This window comes from Photobacterium aphoticum (genome assembly GCF_001029435.1).
GTDB lineage: Bacteria > Pseudomonadota > Gammaproteobacteria > Enterobacterales > Vibrionaceae > Photobacterium > Photobacterium aphoticum.
Genome location: NZ_LDOV01000009.1, coordinates 19,396 through 36,892, shown reverse-complemented (window position 1 = coordinate 36,892; position 17,497 = coordinate 19,396). Strand labels below are relative to the sequence as shown.

The window sequence follows — 17,497 nt, the reverse complement described above, 5'->3', positions numbered from 1 at the left end:
GAGCGCTAATAACTCAACTGAAACTTGACCGCACCACTGTCCACATCCACCGAATCATCTGATTCTAGCTCTCCACCCGCTTCCACCGAAATACTGAAGTTATCCGTGGCATTGAATTTCACCCCACCACCAAACTCTGTCGGATCCACCGCATCTTTATCCTGATACACACTGTGGCGATCAGTACCGCCGTTGCTGACCGGCCGACTGCCCTGACCATAAAACTCAACAGCTTGGCTGGCTAATTTAGAGTTATCGATAAACACCTCACCCAGCGGACGTTCAGACGCAGCGGGCGCATTGTTATCAGGTGCCGCAGCATAAGGCGAAGAAAGCGGATCCGCCGTCTCTGTCGGCAACTCAGATACTGCCTGTACATCATGTGTCGCCGTTGAAGCAGAAAGCACATCTGAAAGTGGCAACGGCGCCTCTGCTGGGGTATCAGAAGAAACAGAAAACGCAGACACAGCGACCGGATTTTGCGCGTCTGTCGGTAAATGAGAGGGGCTGTCGGAAAAGGTTTCGCCATGGGCGGGGATCACGCACAGTAATCCGAACGCCAAAGTAATAATACGCGCTCGCTGATTCATATCCTTATTGTTCCTACTCCTTGATCGTATTACGGTTATCTTATCGTGAACCGTCTTAATTTTCAGTAGTAAGAAAGCAATCCACCGCAGCTGCCCGTCAATTTCACTTTCATGTCACAGATTCACTCAGCAACATTGATGACGAGTTCACATAGCACAATGCAATACACAATAGAGAGGTAAAAAATGACGAATAGAGGGAGTATTTAAGACCAACGGGTTTGCGGAGTTTGCGGAGTTTGCGGAGTTTGCGGAGAAAGATATCTCAACCATTGAGAGAAAAGCAGCTCATCCTTGAGCATCAGTGATTATTTCGCTTCATGGGTTGTTTTGGTCACTTGAGAGATGTTACCGCTCGCTGAAATATGGCCAGTCGCAACACCTTGAGTGGCTTGTTCCATAGATAGACCTTCAGCATTTGCTTGTTGGATAAGGTCACCGTTTAGACCGTTATTTGAACCTGCTGAGCCCGCAGCAAAAGCAGACAAAGAGAAGATGGATAGCGCGATGATAAGTGCATTTTTCATAATATATACCTTCTTCGTTGTTTGTATGTAGAGGCTTTCCCCTCTCGACATGAATAATATTACTGTGATTAATGTCACATGTAGAGGAAACCCTGACTTTCCATTTTGGAAATTAGAGTGACTTATTTCACACAAACACTAAATGAAGCATGTATGAACAACACAAATACAGGCGAAGAGATGGATAAAAGGGAGGACAATCAATTAACGCAAACTGAAACAACAATCCTACGCGTGATCAGTAAGCGTTACGCTTTCGTTTGGCTAAGTACACGGTTATAGGCTTGGAATAACCACTCTTTTTGAGGATCTTTTTGCTTTGCACGATGGTAGCTCATCACGCAGTTAATGTTGAGATCTGACATAGTGGGTAATGAAATAGCACGACAACCGTTAGGGATGAGTCGTGACATCGTGAAGGAAAAATGATCCGACTGACGGACAATATTTTCAATGGCGGATATGTTCTCCACTTCCACACAAGGCGTAATTTGGTACCCTACACCTGACAAGCGTTCCAGAATAGGATAACGCACATCATTCCAGCCTGGATTTCGCGTGATCACAAAAGGATATTGGATCAGCTCATCGATGGTTTGGGCGGGGTGTGCCTCTCGCACATAAAAGATAGGGGTGAGTTCGCAAATGGTTTTTTGAAGAATGACCTGAGGCAACGTATCGTCATAGGTATTCAATAAAACCGCATTCTCCCCTTCCACTAAACGCGCGCGTGCCTCTAAGCTCCAATTACGCATGGAAATTTTGGCTAATGGCGCATCTTTCCGTAACTCCAGATAAAGCTTATCGCCAAAGTTATCCCAGAACAGCGCGTGCCCATAAAGGATAATTTCCTGCTTTAATGTTTGCGGAGAAAAATCACTGTGATGAATGGCATCGAATGTCGTTAAGATATGTTCAAAATGGATAATGTTCGTATCCATGAACAAGGTAGGCTCAAAGCTATACCGCCCTTGAATGAACAGGGGATCGTCAAAATGGGTCTTCAACTTAGAGAGGATTTTGCTGATCGCGCTGGACGTTTTCCCTAATGCATCAGCAACCAATTTAACATTGCGTAATTCATACATTTTCACCAAAACATAAATGCTCTGTATGTCTAAATTATGCCCCATATACCTACTCACTGTTGATTCACCTACCTAGAATATATATTTACAGATAGCTAACTCAAAATCAGTAGCAACATACTGTGATGCGTATTACAGCTTTTAGTGGATTGCTCGTTAAATCCAGCACACAGATTCATCTAAGGCCAACATGTGGCACAAAAAAATCTCACAACAAAAATCAAACATCAATTACGCATTCAATTAATTGATTTAGTTTTAACTTGTCCGTATCAGATAACTTAGTGTTTGACAAAGTAACCTTCTTCACATTTATAAATTCTGATGAATTAATCACACTCTCAATAATATCCATATCAATACCATCCCCTGACAAATATAGGTTTTCTGAAAGTGGCATATTTTCAAAGTCTTCAATAATTAAAAACTTAAATTTATCATAACATTTAGATATAGTTTTGTAGTTGCCCCCAAACATACTCAATCTTTTGATTTTATTATTTTCATCAAAATCTGACTCGAGTCTAAAAGCATCAATAAACAATTTATAGGAACATCTCTTACCATCAATAGACCAAGTTGAAAACTCAGACACCCCATGATGAAAAGATTCATAGTATCCAATATTCCCAGATTTAAACCAACTCACTGTTGTTAAAATATATCCATCTTCAAAAGACTGTGCACCAACACAAAAATCGCCATCAAAGTCATAAGCCACCCCAGTAAAGAGATTACCCTTATAATAAAATGGCTCTTCATCAATATCATCGTACGTGGAAATATCTATTGCCAAATCATAGTCATAAATATTTAAATCATCATCATGAAAACCTTCCCGACGACCATCTCGCACAAAATAAACATTAACAACCATATCATCTACAATGGAATAAACAACCCCACTGTATAGTTTACTCTCGAAATATAATTCACCATCAACAACAGATAATGCTGACTCTTTAACTCTCATCTTATCCCCTATCTATTCGAATATATAAAAAACGTTATACCTCTGAGTTAGTGCGTATTTTCCATATAAAATCAACAATACAGTTAATCATTGTTGTATTTAAAAGACCATCAATCCTTTATATCTTCATCAAAATCGGGAAGTAAATGTGGTCGAGTCTGTACAATGCCAGTTCCGAAAACTGCTCAAACCAGCTTGCTAAAGTTGCTTTATGCTGGGATTTTAAAGTGTCAGAGAAGTGAACACAAACGGTACGCAATTGGCCCCTGATATTATCTCAATTAAGTATCCACTTTGCATACTACCTACTTTATTCCTAACATAATCCAATAGGACACCTATAAAATCATTTTTCACCAATCTAGTGTTAGCATCCCCATCCATCTGGATACAAAGTTATAGAATTGACACGGTAAACAATGATATATTGTCTAATTTATTAGTAAGAATATACAACCTTATTAAAATTAAGTCCTTTTATTTTTTAGTTTCAATCAAGCTCTTAAATCTATCAGTGACGTAGACTTCTAAGCCTGCCGTTTCAGAAATTTTAAATATGTATTTGTTTTTAATAATATCATGTTCAAACACATAACGTTCAACAGACGTTACTTTATTCAAAGTCTTATTTTCTACAACTATACTTCTCTCTCTATCAAGAGCATCAACAACCTCCATAACATTTAATAGAACATAATCCTTAGATTTACAGGTTACAAAAATAGGTTGAACCTCTTGCATCAACTCAGCTTTTAATTCATTCCAACCATCAAGGCTAATTACAGGAATCCATCCATAAAGTGAAAGAAATTCAGCATCCATTCCTATATCACTAATTTCAATATTTATATCTAAAGATTCACAATCTATAAATACTCCTTTTGAAAACAATCTCCTAATATGAATATTAGATAAACTCAGAGAAACACTTCTAAAAGAGTCTGAATCGGGAAGAAATTTATATACATTCATGTATTCTTTCCATTAGGTATCTCATTCTACATCATAGCATCCCGATGACATTCAAATGTCAGACAAGAATATAACCATCTGGCTAATCGATAAAGTATAGGTGTCTAAATAATTATCTAACTAAACGCCTTACTGAGTAGCCCATCTTTATCTAAAACTTCAATCTTGCCCAATTGCGCTAATATCGATAAATGTACATGAATATTCACTTTACTAATATTACTTAACAAGCATTCTCCACCCAACATTAAACTCGGTTCAAAACCGAACATTTCATCATCCGCTAATTCCCCAAATTTATTGATACAGCGATTAAACATCAACTTGCCATGCTCATCTTCGATATCGTGAGATCTAACACTGGCTACACCAAAAAAACACTGGATAGAAAAGTCCCATTTTTCTCGAATATTACCTTTTTTTTCAATAACCAACCATATGCTGCTGTTATCTTATATTTATAACCTGTCTCTTCCCCCCATAAAAACAAATCACCAAAAGCATTTCTGGCAAAGACATGATAAATATCGTTATCTGGTATGTCTGTCTGATCCAGCCACTCATCCAACACCGCTTCGTAATCATCAGGATTAACGATCCAAAATACCCCTTGTTGAAAACCACAAAAACCATACTCTTGCCAATATTCCAACAATCTATCTGGTAGCTTACCTCTAAATTTTTCTACAGTTGCGAGGGGACAATCAACCGTCGTAAAAGGTCTTCCAAACTTTTGCAGAAAGTGCTCAAAATTTTCATCTAGCTCAAACTTATTTGGCATGATTATTTACACCTTGTTAGTTATACATTCATTTTTGCATCAACCCCAAGGGTACTTAACGCCCCCTAGAAACATCCATACTCGTCACTCGACTTACTCCGATATTTATCTGACATTTACTTCTGCATAGATAATTTCAAATAAGGATGGATAACACTCAATAAACCCATTGCCTCTTGATGGATAGAAATATCCGTATGAGGATCGTCGTAACGAAATTGCTGATAATATAAACCCGATTCTTCATCACAGTATGCGCCTTCAGGAGTTAATGGTGTAATATGGCCATCGTTATAACGGTATAATTCTCCATTTGTCACCATCGCTAAAGGTTGATAACTTCCAGGTGGATAAAAATACCATGTAAATTTCCCAGAGCAGTGTTCCCCTATAAGTTGCTCACCATCCCACAGGAAATCAATCTGCTGACCTTCACTGATTTTCGCACTGCGTCGTCCTAATGCATCATAATGGTATTGGGTGTATTTCCCGGCTTTTTTGAAGCTAATGAGCTGATTTAAACCATTAAAGCGACGCTGTTCACCACCATACGAACTATGCTTCTTAATTTGATTTTGAAATTCATCATAAACATACCTGCATACATCTGTATCATCCTCACTATCACCATAAGACTGAAGCGATTGATGTGCACTCAAACTCCTTGATAAATACAATATGCCTTTTATGAAGCCTTCAAAATCAGCACTCGCTATATCTTCATTAGCCCGTGAAAACAATACATCCTGGGGTAATAATGAAATAAGTGACATCGGCAGATGCGGAGCCAAATCTGGTTGCCACTCCTGCCTATCCCACTGAGCGAGCACTGGATCATAAGCCTGCGAAAAATCATCTCGTGAAGGGGTATCGCAAAGACTATTCGATACGTGAAGTGTTTGCTGTCGCCACGTTAAACTCCCGAGACAACCCGATGCACCATATTGGTACGTTACCGCCTCTCCATCAGGCAACGTGGTCATTGTTCGCTGTCCCGTATCATCATAATGATGAGTGATGAGCCAATTATCCTGCCTAATTTCTGTTACCTGACCATTCAGGTGATAACATAAATTCACTTTTCGCTGCGCATTATTCGCGTGTTGAAGGCGACCGAGTAGATCATAATGATAATAGTTAGACTGGGTGCTCCCATTTACGCAACTACGTGATTCCAAAACGCCCCCGCAAGGATCTCGAAAAAAAGAAATAAACCGTTTATTCCCTTCTGCGACATTTATCAATTTCCCCATACCATCATATTGGTAATGTAATGCTCTCCCCCCGGATTCTTTGATATTTTCGAGCACAGAATCGGCGTTATAGCACAGATTATACGTGACACTGTCACCAACCTGAATTTGCGAGAGATTTTGCCGGCGATCGTAATGTAATGATAGCGATTTTTCGCCTTCACACTGATAGTGCTGAAGGGATCCAACGGCGTTATATGCCAGTGTCGTGATCTGACCATGAGGATCCGTCAAGGTGATCGGGCGCCCCGCCCAGTCGTAGGTAAGACGATATGTTTGTGCTAATTCAGGCTGATCTTGCGGATACTCGATGATCGTCACGATCTGGCCCGATCGGTCACGTTCATACTGTGTCACCCAGTTATTCCCCTGAATAACGCCGTTTAATTCACCCGATTCATCGTAACTATACCGTGTTATCCACTCCCCATGCTGCTGAGCCGTCAACAATCCAGACGCATTCCACCAATATCGCCGCTGAAAGCCGTCGGTATGCTCAACGCTTTGTAGGCGTCCATGGCGATCATATTGATACGCTTTAACCAGTCCGCCTGGACAGTGTTGGCTAAGCAAACAACCAAAACTGTCATAGTCGTATAACCACTCTCGGCCTTCACGATCAACATAACGTGTCACCAGCCCGAGACGATTATAATAAAACTGCGTAACCGCTTTATTCGGTTCACAAATTTCGCTCAATTGGCCCAATAGATTATATCGGTAACGCGTTATTCCTCCGTTAGGGGTAATTACTGCGTCTTTTCGTCCAAAATTATCATATTGATATTGCCATACATGCCCCATGGGTGATGTCTTCGACACAAAGAGCCCCATATCATCATGCTGATAAACCCACTCATTTTGCTCACTATCAATACAGATAGCAGTATGTTTATCGTCATCATAACGAAAACGGTAGGTAGGGAGTCCTTCATCGCCCCACACAGCCACACACTGTGCAATCGATCCCTCTCCCTGCCATTCAAACCCTTGCTGGCAGCCTGAAGCATAGGTACGTTGTACTAACAAATGTTGATGGTAACGGTAGCGCTCCACCTGTTGCTGGCGATTGCTCACTTCACTCAGCTCACCCTCACCCGAATAGTGGTAGTGCGCCAGTACCACCGTTCGTAATGTCCGTGATGTGTCTGAACCTTGGATCTGCACCTCTCTCAGGTACCCACCACAGTCATAACTCAACCCGAGTTGCAAACCACCTTTGGCGACGATACCAATCAGTCGTCGCCCTTTTGAATATTGCAGTTGATACTGTAACATGCTGTTTTTACGCAGCCTGTCCATAACCCAGTGCTCACCCTGCCTCCGAAAACGCATCTGTTGCCCACTTCTGAGCGTAATGCGATAGGTGCCTTGAGGATCGTGATAAAAACTGGCACCAGCACGGGTGTGATAACACACTTCCCCCGACGGAACATCGTGAAAGTGCAAGACATCGCCATAGCAATCTACAAATACCCATCGCTTCTTACCCGTGCTTTCCTCGACTTCTGTTGCCAATTCATAATGAAAATTACTGCGCCACCCATACCCTAATCCGATATTCTGCTGACTACGTTGCGAACGATAAATACGTTGCCATGTGAGTGGAAAAGCGCCAGGCAATATCGCATCAGTGCATGTCATCATCACTTCACCGGTTGCCATCGACACCACCTTGCCTTCATAGGCCATCATCTGAGGAGAAACCGCAATGGACTCATCAATGATGTTTGTTTCTGAAGCGGTTGTAATAGCGACTGGTTTGACATTCTTTAAGTGAGGAGGACATATTTTATTTGTTGATTCTGAGGAGCCGGAGAAAGGAATAACTGTCGGTGATACAGGGGGGATTTTCTGTACGCTTAGGGTGTTTGAAAATACATATTGCGCCAATGTCTCTCTGAGCACGTCTGTTGATAGGCTATCATTTCTCTTCTCACCGCCGTGAATATACGCATCCGCCCAATGAAATAACGCAGATAAATTGTGCCCAGAAGAAGAATGCAAACGCGCGAATTTATCGATAAAAACACGCGCTACTTGCAACGTCGCAAACGGCATATTCTCGTTCGCAGCAGTCTCGGCATCTGTAAAGAAGAAACGATAGATTACCCCATCATTGGCCTTCAAACGCATAACATCCTCTATGTCGACCTTTATTGAGTTAATAAGGTTGCCATGAATACAAGGCGGCTCCGCGATACAACAGTTCTGAACTTTCTAACTGAAATGAATGGTAACGGAAGTCTCCCCGTCGATAACGCTCATAGAGATGCAATACATTGTAAAGCCCCGAACACGCGCCTAATTCACCCACCCTTGCGCCATTCATGATAAAACGCGTGTATTTATCCACTGCGCGATCTAGATATTGGTAAGCCAGTATCCATTCATCTCTACACCCCTCTTCATCCGTGTAAGGCGCATAAAATTGAGAGATCGGTAGACTACAAGCATGTTGATAACGAGAAAATAAGGCGCTGACAGCCGCATGAGCATCATAATTTGCTTTATCTCTTGTGAGTGCTTCATAGGAGAACCATTCTCTTTGCAACCCTTCAGATGCTGCTGACGCCTTGGCCAAAATCACACAATCGGTCGCAATAATGCCAGACTCAGGACTTGGTTCAACGACTTCAACAGGCATCAATGGTTGACATAGGCGCTCATCACATCCAACCGCCAATATCCATACGTGGGAATGCGCTTCTAATAAGGCTTCAATCCGTTGCCATGCCAATAACATGGCACAACGACCATAAGGATATAAAAAACAAGAAGGATGAGATGATAAAGAGGGAATAGCCTCACAAATATGATGATATAGATCAGGTAATAATGACTGATCTATAACGCCAAACTGCGGTAGCAATATAACAACGGGCGCCGAATGCCAGTCAACATCATTATCTTTGAGCGCATGAGACAAGACTGCGGTTAAACGCTGTTGAGGCGTTAACGATGCAACAGGCACCATAGGAAATACCGGAATACAAGATTCCTCATTTGACATAAACGTATATGATTCGATTGGCTCTATCTCACTAAAGCCCAGTAATTGTTCAGTATCACAATTACTGCCAATCCAAATACCATACGGTTCAATGATCATCGCCAGGCCCCCACAACACGAAACAGGCGCTTTACAACCAACGCAACACCACTTTGGGTGACTATTAATTCAAAGAGATTTTCCCTGCTTTCATAGTAATTGTGCTGCCATTGATAGAGACACTATTGCCTTTAATATCAATTTTTCCATCACTGGTCAGGGTAATGGATGAGCCTCCCGACTTAAGGACAATTTTACTTCCCGCATCGATAACCAATTCTTTCCCAATGGTTTCCGTTTGATTGTTTTTCACCGTGTGCAGAACATTATTATCCACTTTCACCGTGAGATTATTGACGACATGGTGCAAAGCATCACGATCAACAATAACCTGCTGATCATTTTCTACATGCATGTAATGATCTTTCTCGGCATGCATGTAAAACAATTCGTTACCCTTGGCATCATCAAAACGAATTTCATTAAAGTTTTCGTGTGTGCCTTGTTTTGTCGATCTTGACTTTATACCACTTACTGACTTTTGAGCCGGCAAATCGTACGGCGGCATTTGATCACCGTTATACAGTGCACCACTGATGATCGGTTGATCCGGATCCCCGTCCAGAAACTCCACCAACACTTCTTGTCCAACGCGAGGGAAGAAGAATGCCCCCCAGCGATTCCCCGCCCAGTTTTGCGCCACACGGATCCAGCAAGAACTGGTACTGTCAGAAAGTCCTTCTCGATCCCAGTGGAACAGCACTTTGACGCGACCATATTTATCAATACAGATTTCATCGCCTTCATCACCGGTCACGCGCGCGGTTTGTGCACCATACACACGTGGTTTTGAGGTCAAAGGCAATGGACGATACAGGGTCTCTTTGGGGACACAGGTAAACTGGTTTTTTAGCGTTTGTGCCGAGTGACTGTTTGAGCCTGTTTGCGTTGCAATCGCCACTTCCATATGCAGTTGCGTGATCAGAAAATCTTTCCCAATCAGTCGCTCATCTTCATGAGATTTAAAAGCAAAAAACTGACCAGCACTAAAACTGCAACAATTACTGCCGCCCGATGACAATTCTGCATCCCGCTGCAGGGCATCAACGGCAAAATTGGCCATATTTTGGGTACGGGTCAGAAACTCAGATTCAGCCAGATATTCATACACCTCAGTCTGCGCCTGCTGAGGCACCAGTTCCGCATCTACCGACTGTCCTTTAGGCTTACTGGTAGGTTTAATGAAGTCATACGCCTGCTTTACACTACTGCCCGGCACCACTTCCAAGCCACTCGACCAGGTATGAATATGTGCCTCAGCTAAACTACCGGTTGTAAAACTGACCTCAGCTTCTGTACAAGGGGAATAGGCGGATAAATTATCAGCTAATACGATATAGTGCGCATCTTTCTCATGGGTAAAGAAGTAAAAAAGCCCTTCCTGTTCTAATAGACGATGTACAAAATCAAGATCAGACTCGTGATACTGCACTTTATAGTCATAGACAGGGTAGGTTTTCTCGACTTTTGTTTTGACGCGGACAGCATGTTCACCAAAAATCTTTTGTACGATTTCTATGACATTCAGCTTTTGAAAAATACGGCAATTTGTTCGCTGTGTAAGAAACTGGCATGTCGGACTGATGTCTAATACATAATCCTGATACTTTTCCCCCTCAGCAGAAGAGGGTACACGACTACCAACAGAACGAATGGCAGTTACCACACCATTATAATATTTTTCAACCAGTGCGCCGCCAGTAGTATGCTTCAGTGTAATAGAAACTGATTTACCAATAATATCATTGGCATTGATTAATTGACCATTGGTATAGGTGGAAGCTTGAATAGAAAAAAGCATAGAAATCCCCTCTTGGATTTCTGCTTTTGTAATGTGAAAAACATCTTTGCCTAATGGCGTATCAATTTTTAATATATGCTTATCTTGTGATGCTTTTTTCATGCTTCTCTATTCTATTCAAGCTACTTCCCAGAAATAAAATACGGGATAGACAATCTATCCCGTAACCATTTCAGATGCTTACATTGCCTGACCTTTAACGCCGCTGTAGCCATATACAAACTGGCCGTCCGCGTTGTTTTGGTCATTAGTTGGAATAACTGTCAGTTCCATTTCTGTGTAAGAAATGGTGATAGTTTCTACTGGGCGGTCATCATGGATAGACACGCTGAAGTTAGAGATCATGGCATCAGTCAGTTTGATTGTCATGATTTCTTCTACTTTCTCACCTTGCTTAGTGATGTGGAAGATCGCAGGAACACCTTTACCGATCGTCGCTTCTTTGAATAGCAGAGTAGAAGAGCGGTCTTGCAATTTAGTGATTGTCAAATCGTATAGACGCGCAGCACTTGCTTCACGGTCATGAGATGTACCAGTGTAAGAAGTGATTTCACGGCCTACACTCCAGTCAACTGATAGCAGAGTGATCTGATCCTTGTAACCTTCTGCGGTCGCTTCACCCTTGATTTTGTTGTAGTCCAAGTAAGTATTCGATTGCATGCTAATCTCCTGTAGCATTAATAATTTACCCTGAGCGGGTGTTGTCGCCATTAACGATTTCGTATGAAAATTTCTTGATTAACTAATAGTGCCTATCATTATTTATGAATCACTTAATAAGCATTCAATGAACGTAACTTACTCACCATTAGACTTCACTCATTATCCCTTACGAAACCATCATATTTAACTCAAGAAAAATCGGATTATGAATTGCCTCGCAATTTATTCTCACCTACCGACATTTCTCAATCAAAATTCACTTGATATGTGCCATTTTCAATATTTACTAATATGTTATTAATGCAAGATTTTGCAGCCAGCCGCGACAGAATTTCAGCTGACAAAATCGGCAATAAAACATTTTGTAAATTATTTTGGATCGCACGTGCACCAGAGTTGTTATCAAAACAATGCGCATTTAAATAACTAACAAGTTCATCACTATATTCAAAGCAAGCACCATGGTGTTCTTGAATACGTTTTGCAATACGACCTAGCTGTAAATGAATAATACTGGTAAGTACCTCTTGTGACAGAGGCAGATACGGAATGACATTAATACGGCCTAAGAACGCCGGCTTAAACACTTCCAATAAGTCATCTTGCAGTGCTTTCTTTAGCCCCTCAATCGATGGTGCCGTCTCTTCATCTTCAAACAGCTCAATCGTGGTATCCGTCCCCACGTTAGAGGTCATGATGATAATGGTGTTCTTGAAATCAATATCACGGCCTTCACCGTCTTTTATGGTCCCTTTATCAAACACCTGGTAGAAAATGTCTTGCACCCCTGGATGCGCTTTTTCCATCTCATCCAGCAAAATCACGCTATAAGGTTTTCGGCGCACCGCTTCTGTCAGAATGCCACCTTCACCGAAGCCCACATAGCCCGGAGGAGAGCCGAGCAGCAACGATACCTTATGCTCTTCTTTAAACTCAGACATGTTGATCACAGTGACGTTATCTTCACTGCCATATACTTGCTCTGCCAATGCCAACGCCGATTCGGTTTTACCCACCCCACTCGGGCCGGTCAGCAAGAACACGCCGTTAGGCTTACGCTCGTCACTCAGCTGCGCACGGGCGGTCTGTACCACTTTACTGATCAGCTCCAACGCATGATCCTGCCCAACAACGCGCCCTTTCATACGCGTGTCCAAGGTCAAAATGCTCTCGATTTCATCGCTTTGCATACGACCAAGCGGGATCCCCGTCCAATCAGAGATCACTTCCGCCACCAGCACTTCATCGACTTCGAGGAAGACCATTGGATCACTGTTTTCACCCAATGTCTGCTTGATGCCTTGTAGCTGAGACTTATCGGATTGCTCATCTTCTGATTCTGCGGCCACCAACGTCTGCAACAACCCTTTGGCTTCTTCAACCAGTCCCGCCTCGTTTTGCCACTGTTGCTGTGCTTGAGCTAACTCATCGCTGATTTGAGCGTGTTTATCGGTTAATGCCTGCAGCTTGTCACTGTGATCCGTACCGGTGATCTGCTCTTTTTCCAACACAGCCATCTCATCCACAAGACGCTGTTGATGGCGAGTCAAGTCTTCCACTTTTCCCGGCATGCTTGCTTGGCTCATCGCCACACGGGCACACGCCGTATCTAACAATGCCACCGCTTTATCCGGCAGTTGACGACCATTGATATAACGGTTCGACAACTTCACTGCCGCCTGTAAAGCACTGTCGGTGATCACCACATTATGGTGCGCTTCCATCACCGGTAATAAACCACGCAGCATGACCACAGCGGTCTCTTCATCCGGCTCTTCCACTTTCACCACTTGGAAGCGACGCGTTAGTGCGGCATCTTTTTCAAAGTACTTCTTGTATTCCGCCCACGTTGTGGCGGCAATGGTACGCAACTCACCACGTGCCAAGGCCGGTTTAAGCAAGTTTGCCGCATCATTTTGGCCCGCCTGACCACCACTGCCAATCAAGGTGTGGGCTTCATCGATAAACAAGATGATAGGTGTTGGCGAGGCTTTGACTTCTTTAATGATGCTCTTCAGGCGGTTTTCAAATTCACCTTTCATTCCGGCGCCAGCTTGCAATAACGCCAAATCCAGCACGCGAATCGACACAGTTTTCAACGCATCCGGTACATCGCCTTGGCTGATCCGCTGTGCTAACCCTTCGACAACCGCCGTTTTACCCACACCAGCCTCCCCTGTCAGGATCGGGTTGTTTTGACGACGCCGGGTGAGGATATCGACCATCTGACGAATTTCGTTATCACGGCCAAGGATAGGATCGATCTCTCCGGCTTTCGCCTGCGCGGTTAAATCAATGGTGTACTGATCCAACGCCTGCGCATTGAGTGACGACGGCGAGCTAGATTGACCGCCTTCACCCGCTACCGCGCCTTCGGATTCAGCGGCAATGGCTGGCCAGCTGATCAACAATTCAGCGGGGTCAATTTGCCCAAGAGAGCGTACATTGCGCAGTACCAAAGACGCCAGGCTGTCATCTTTAAGGAGGGCATAAATCAGGTGCACACTGCGAATTTGTGGATCATCAAAGTCAATCGTCGCCGCCATCCATGCCGCACGCAGTAAAGCAACAATGTGCGGGGAAAGGCCTGGCGTGGTGCTGCTTCCCGTGCTCAGTTTTTCCAAACCTTGGCGTAATTCGTTTTGTAATGCAGGCAAATCAAGATTGAAGTGTGAGGCAATACGGACCAAGTCTCCCTGCTGATCGTCCGCTAACACCGCTAACCAGTGCTGGATTTCCACACTAAAGTGGCTTCGGCTATTACATAGCGCAGCCGCCGCTTCCAACTGCCTTTTACATTGTGGCGATAACTTATCGACCAACGACTTCAATGTCATCGTGGACATGAAACACTCCCTTATTTGTATTCCTTGCGTGGCACGTACTCCGTGCCCTAGCCAATCTGAACTTATACTGCCCTGTGATTAACCCACAGGGATGCGCAAAACCTTGTCTTTCAATTGATGACTGCTCATTAACGCCCCCCCCAGTCCCAGTCCTAATCCTTTGCCATCCAAACTCGCGACAGGTAAGTTTTGATAGGTTGTTAATACATACCAGTCGATTTTCATTGCCGGAGGCACATAGTTGCCGACCACTGATTGCAAGATGCTAAGCAATTCTCCCCGGCTCATCAGCCCTGTGGCGGTATCACGATCATCCACCTCGATATCAATACTCAATGCTGAGGTGATATCCCATGCTCGTTCACCCAACATACAGCTCACCCCTAACTGCGCATGTTGACCTTCCGGCTGCAAACGAGAACCAAGATAGCTTTGCTGCTCAGGCGCTAAACTGATCCAACGCCCGACAAACTCTTCCACCTTGACCTTACAACCACTGAGGCATTCCAATGCTTGACGCAAACTTTGGGTATTGCGGACAGGATTGGCGAAAAGCCCCCCCAGATAGACATCCAACGGTTGCCTTGCGCCGGTTAATGACTGCAACACGGTGTCAATATTGGACGGTCGTCCACGTAAATAACGCTCATGCTGTAGGGGATACTGATACTTTTCCCAGGCGCGATAACGCAATGCGATCAAACGATGGTTGAAAAGATCAAAGAACTCACGCATCGCAGTATCTTTGATTCGCCCCCGCTGCATCACCAATTCCGTATAATGACGGGGTAATACGCCACTTGGCCCGGTCAAGCCCATAAAGTTAACACTGATATCAAGCCGGGGTTGTCCATGAATACCTTCCACTTCCTTGACCCCTTCAATCGCGGCACCCGGAAAACCTAGATTTTGTGCGGCCTTAAAACGAATTCGCTCATTCGCAGGTAGGGTATCGGTCCCGACTTCACATTCATCGTGCTTATCCAGCATTGCGCGCTGTAAGCTGTACACCGCTCGATAAAAATCATCATGGTCGAGCGTTTTTGTAAGCTGGGTAATATTCACAGTAACGGTTGCCCCCCTGCACTAGCAGGCCAACGATAGAAACAACTGGATTGCCCTCGGAAGCGAACACTCAAACGGGTAAAACTATTGATCGCGGTATACTGTGAGAAAAAATGCGACAACACGCAGCCGAAGAAAAACAAGTTGGTGCCTGATAACTCAATGCTACTGAATTCCAGAACGATATCAGAGCCATGACAAAAGCCGACTCGTCCTTGCTGGACGACACGCGCATTGGCTGGGCAGATCTGCATGTCAGTGATCGCCTCAATCAATGCTTTACTCTGTGGTGTTTGCTCAAAGTCATAGAGCTTTAAGGTTTCTTTCAACACATCGATACCTTGCTCACCCGAAAAATGATTGAGGGTCAGATGTTTGGCAAACTGCCAACGGGTTTTATCCAGCAATTGGGGACGCACGGGTTGAGTGGGTGCCAGTAAACAGCGCACTTCCTTTAATTGATCGGCCCGACGCACAATACTCATGGCTGGCTGACCGCCACCGTATGGCAAACGGACAGGCAAGTTACGGTTGCTACACTGTGCCTTCACCGTTACCAGCCAATGTTCTGACTCATGAACATCCACGCCGCGCGCATTGGGATCCACTATCGATAAATAGCTCTCACAACCAGGCTCATCATGCCCACCCGCCCAATTGGATTGCTCGCGCCGAACAGACCAATACATATCATTTTCAGTGAGGTACCCCCCTTGACCCAATCCGTAGAATGGTGCGATATCCACTTGGTTACGGAATTTATCTGAGGCGTTGACTTGCTGAATCTGAATAACTTCACACGTTTCCGCTTCATCATAATGCGGGATCAACGGGTACTCCGTCATCGCCGGCTTCAACTCTATCGGTTCCAACTCTTGTGAAAAGAGGTTAATAATGGGAGTGCACCCCAATAACACATTCTCTTCCGTCACTTGTTTAGGCAGAAAATCATCACTTTCATCAAAGTAGATATACACATCAATTTCATGCCCCTCACCCAACCACTGCGGATCTAAATCCACGAGGTCAAAGAACAAGAATTTTTCCGGAAACAGAAAATGTTCAACCAATAGACGATAGCCACTGAAACTGCGTTTTTGATAAGGCACCACATCCTGTTCATCATCAAACCCCACAGGGGCAATATGCCGGCACTGCAAGTACTGACTCGCACTGGTCGAGCCCTTTGGCGCAATGGCGATCCCCGTGGTTGAACGGAACAATAACTGATAAAGCGCATAACTGACCTGCGCCTGTCCATTCAGATAAAAACGCAGACGATCGATCCCCAATTCACTCAATCGGGTGTTATCAAATTCGCAACTCAACGTCAGCTTGAGTACCGAATGGGCCGATTTTTGAAAATTCGCTTGCGGTGCTTTAAACGGAGCGTTTTCAAACCGCGCCTGTGATACTTCGACAGGCCACAACTCCGTCTCATAGCAGGTGGAAAATTTACACGTTTTGAACCCATCTACCCGGCTCTCAACCGCACTGCCACGCGGCAGCACAAAACCGTTATCATTGATATTCTGTGTGGTCATTTTGATCACGGACATCGATGGGATCGTCGCGTGATAATCCGGGTATAACTGACCTAATAAGGCTTCCGTCAACTCGGGAAAACTGTCATCCAAACAACGGCGCGTCTGAGCGTTCAACAACGCAAAACTTTCAATCAACCGTGATACATGCGGATCCTCGACATGCTCATCACTCAAGCGCAAGCGCCCCGCTACTTTCGGATAACGCTTGGCAAAATCAGCCCCCATATGGCGAATATAAGCCAGTTCGCGGTTGTAATACTTAAGGATTTCATCACTCAT

14 protein-coding genes are annotated in these 17,497 nt (G+C 44.0%); all 14 read right to left on the bottom strand.

The features are described 5' to 3' along the window. Window positions 1–5 precede the first annotated feature (5 nt). Entirely contained in the window at window positions 6–590 is a 585-nt protein-coding gene (locus ABT58_RS03695; protein ID WP_047873020.1) for a hypothetical protein, read from the bottom strand. Window positions 591–898: 308 nt separating this feature from the next. Next, on the bottom strand, window positions 899–1,117 hold the full coding sequence (locus ABT58_RS03690; protein ID WP_047873019.1) for a hypothetical protein: 219 nt from the start codon (window positions 1,115–1,117) through the stop codon (window positions 899–901). A 248-nt stretch (window positions 1,118–1,365) separates the two neighbouring features. Further along, on the bottom strand, window positions 1,366–2,250 hold the full coding sequence (locus tag ABT58_RS03685) for a LysR family transcriptional regulator (protein ID WP_047873018.1): 885 nt from the start codon (window positions 2,248–2,250) through the stop codon (window positions 1,366–1,368). A gap of 175 nt (window positions 2,251–2,425) precedes the next feature. Further along, window positions 2,426–3,178 carry a hypothetical protein gene (locus tag ABT58_RS03680; RefSeq protein WP_047873017.1) on the bottom strand — a complete coding sequence of 251 codons (753 nt, stop codon included), beginning with the start codon at window positions 3,176–3,178 and terminating at the stop codon, window positions 2,426–2,428. 477 nt (window positions 3,179–3,655) lie between these two features. Beyond that, the gene (locus tag ABT58_RS03675; protein ID WP_047873016.1) at window positions 3,656–4,150 is read right to left on the bottom strand and encodes an imm11 family protein; all 495 of its coding nucleotides are present in this window, start codon (window positions 4,148–4,150) and stop codon (window positions 3,656–3,658) included. A 116-nt stretch (window positions 4,151–4,266) separates the two neighbouring features. Then, entirely contained in the window at window positions 4,267–4,584 is a 318-nt protein-coding gene (locus tag ABT58_RS24550; protein WP_158261719.1) for a T6SS immunity protein Tdi1 domain-containing protein, read from the bottom strand. After that, complete coding sequence (locus ABT58_RS23360) at window positions 4,515–4,931, bottom strand: GAD-like domain-containing protein (RefSeq protein WP_053062946.1); 417 nt, start codon at window positions 4,929–4,931, stop codon at window positions 4,515–4,517. Before ABT58_RS23360 ends, ABT58_RS24550 begins: the two co-directional genes overlap by 70 nt. A 116-nt stretch (window positions 4,932–5,047) precedes the next feature. Further along, window positions 5,048–8,320, bottom strand: a complete 3,273-nt coding sequence (locus ABT58_RS03665; protein WP_047873015.1) for a DUF6531 domain-containing protein — start codon at window positions 8,318–8,320, stop codon at window positions 5,048–5,050. A 28-nt stretch (window positions 8,321–8,348) separates the two neighbouring features. Continuing rightward, complete coding sequence (locus ABT58_RS23935) at window positions 8,349–9,296, bottom strand: hypothetical protein (RefSeq protein WP_146147232.1); 948 nt, start codon at window positions 9,294–9,296, stop codon at window positions 8,349–8,351. Between the two features lie 64 nt (window positions 9,297–9,360). Then, window positions 9,361–11,199, bottom strand: a complete 1,839-nt coding sequence (tssI, locus tag ABT58_RS03660) for a type VI secretion system tip protein TssI/VgrG (protein ID WP_047873014.1) — start codon at window positions 11,197–11,199, stop codon at window positions 9,361–9,363. Window positions 11,200–11,277: 78 nt separating this feature from the next. After that, a complete protein-coding gene (locus ABT58_RS03655) occupies window positions 11,278–11,757 on the bottom strand; it encodes an Hcp family type VI secretion system effector (RefSeq protein WP_047873013.1) in 480 nt (159 codons plus the stop codon). Window positions 11,758–12,005: 248 nt separating this feature from the next. Continuing rightward, the gene (gene tssH, locus ABT58_RS03650; RefSeq protein WP_047873012.1) at window positions 12,006–14,606 is read right to left on the bottom strand and encodes a type VI secretion system ATPase TssH; all 2,601 of its coding nucleotides are present in this window, start codon (window positions 14,604–14,606) and stop codon (window positions 12,006–12,008) included. Window positions 14,607–14,684: 78 nt separating this feature from the next. Next, on the bottom strand, window positions 14,685–15,671 hold the full coding sequence (gene tssG / locus ABT58_RS03645) for a type VI secretion system baseplate subunit TssG (RefSeq protein WP_053062945.1): 987 nt from the start codon (window positions 15,669–15,671) through the stop codon (window positions 14,685–14,687). Beyond that, window positions 15,668–17,497 (bottom strand): type VI secretion system baseplate subunit TssF, encoded by a 1,830-nt coding sequence (gene tssF / locus ABT58_RS03640; RefSeq protein ID WP_047873011.1) that lies wholly within the window; start codon window positions 17,495–17,497, stop codon window positions 15,668–15,670. Before tssF ends, tssG begins: the two co-directional genes overlap by 4 nt.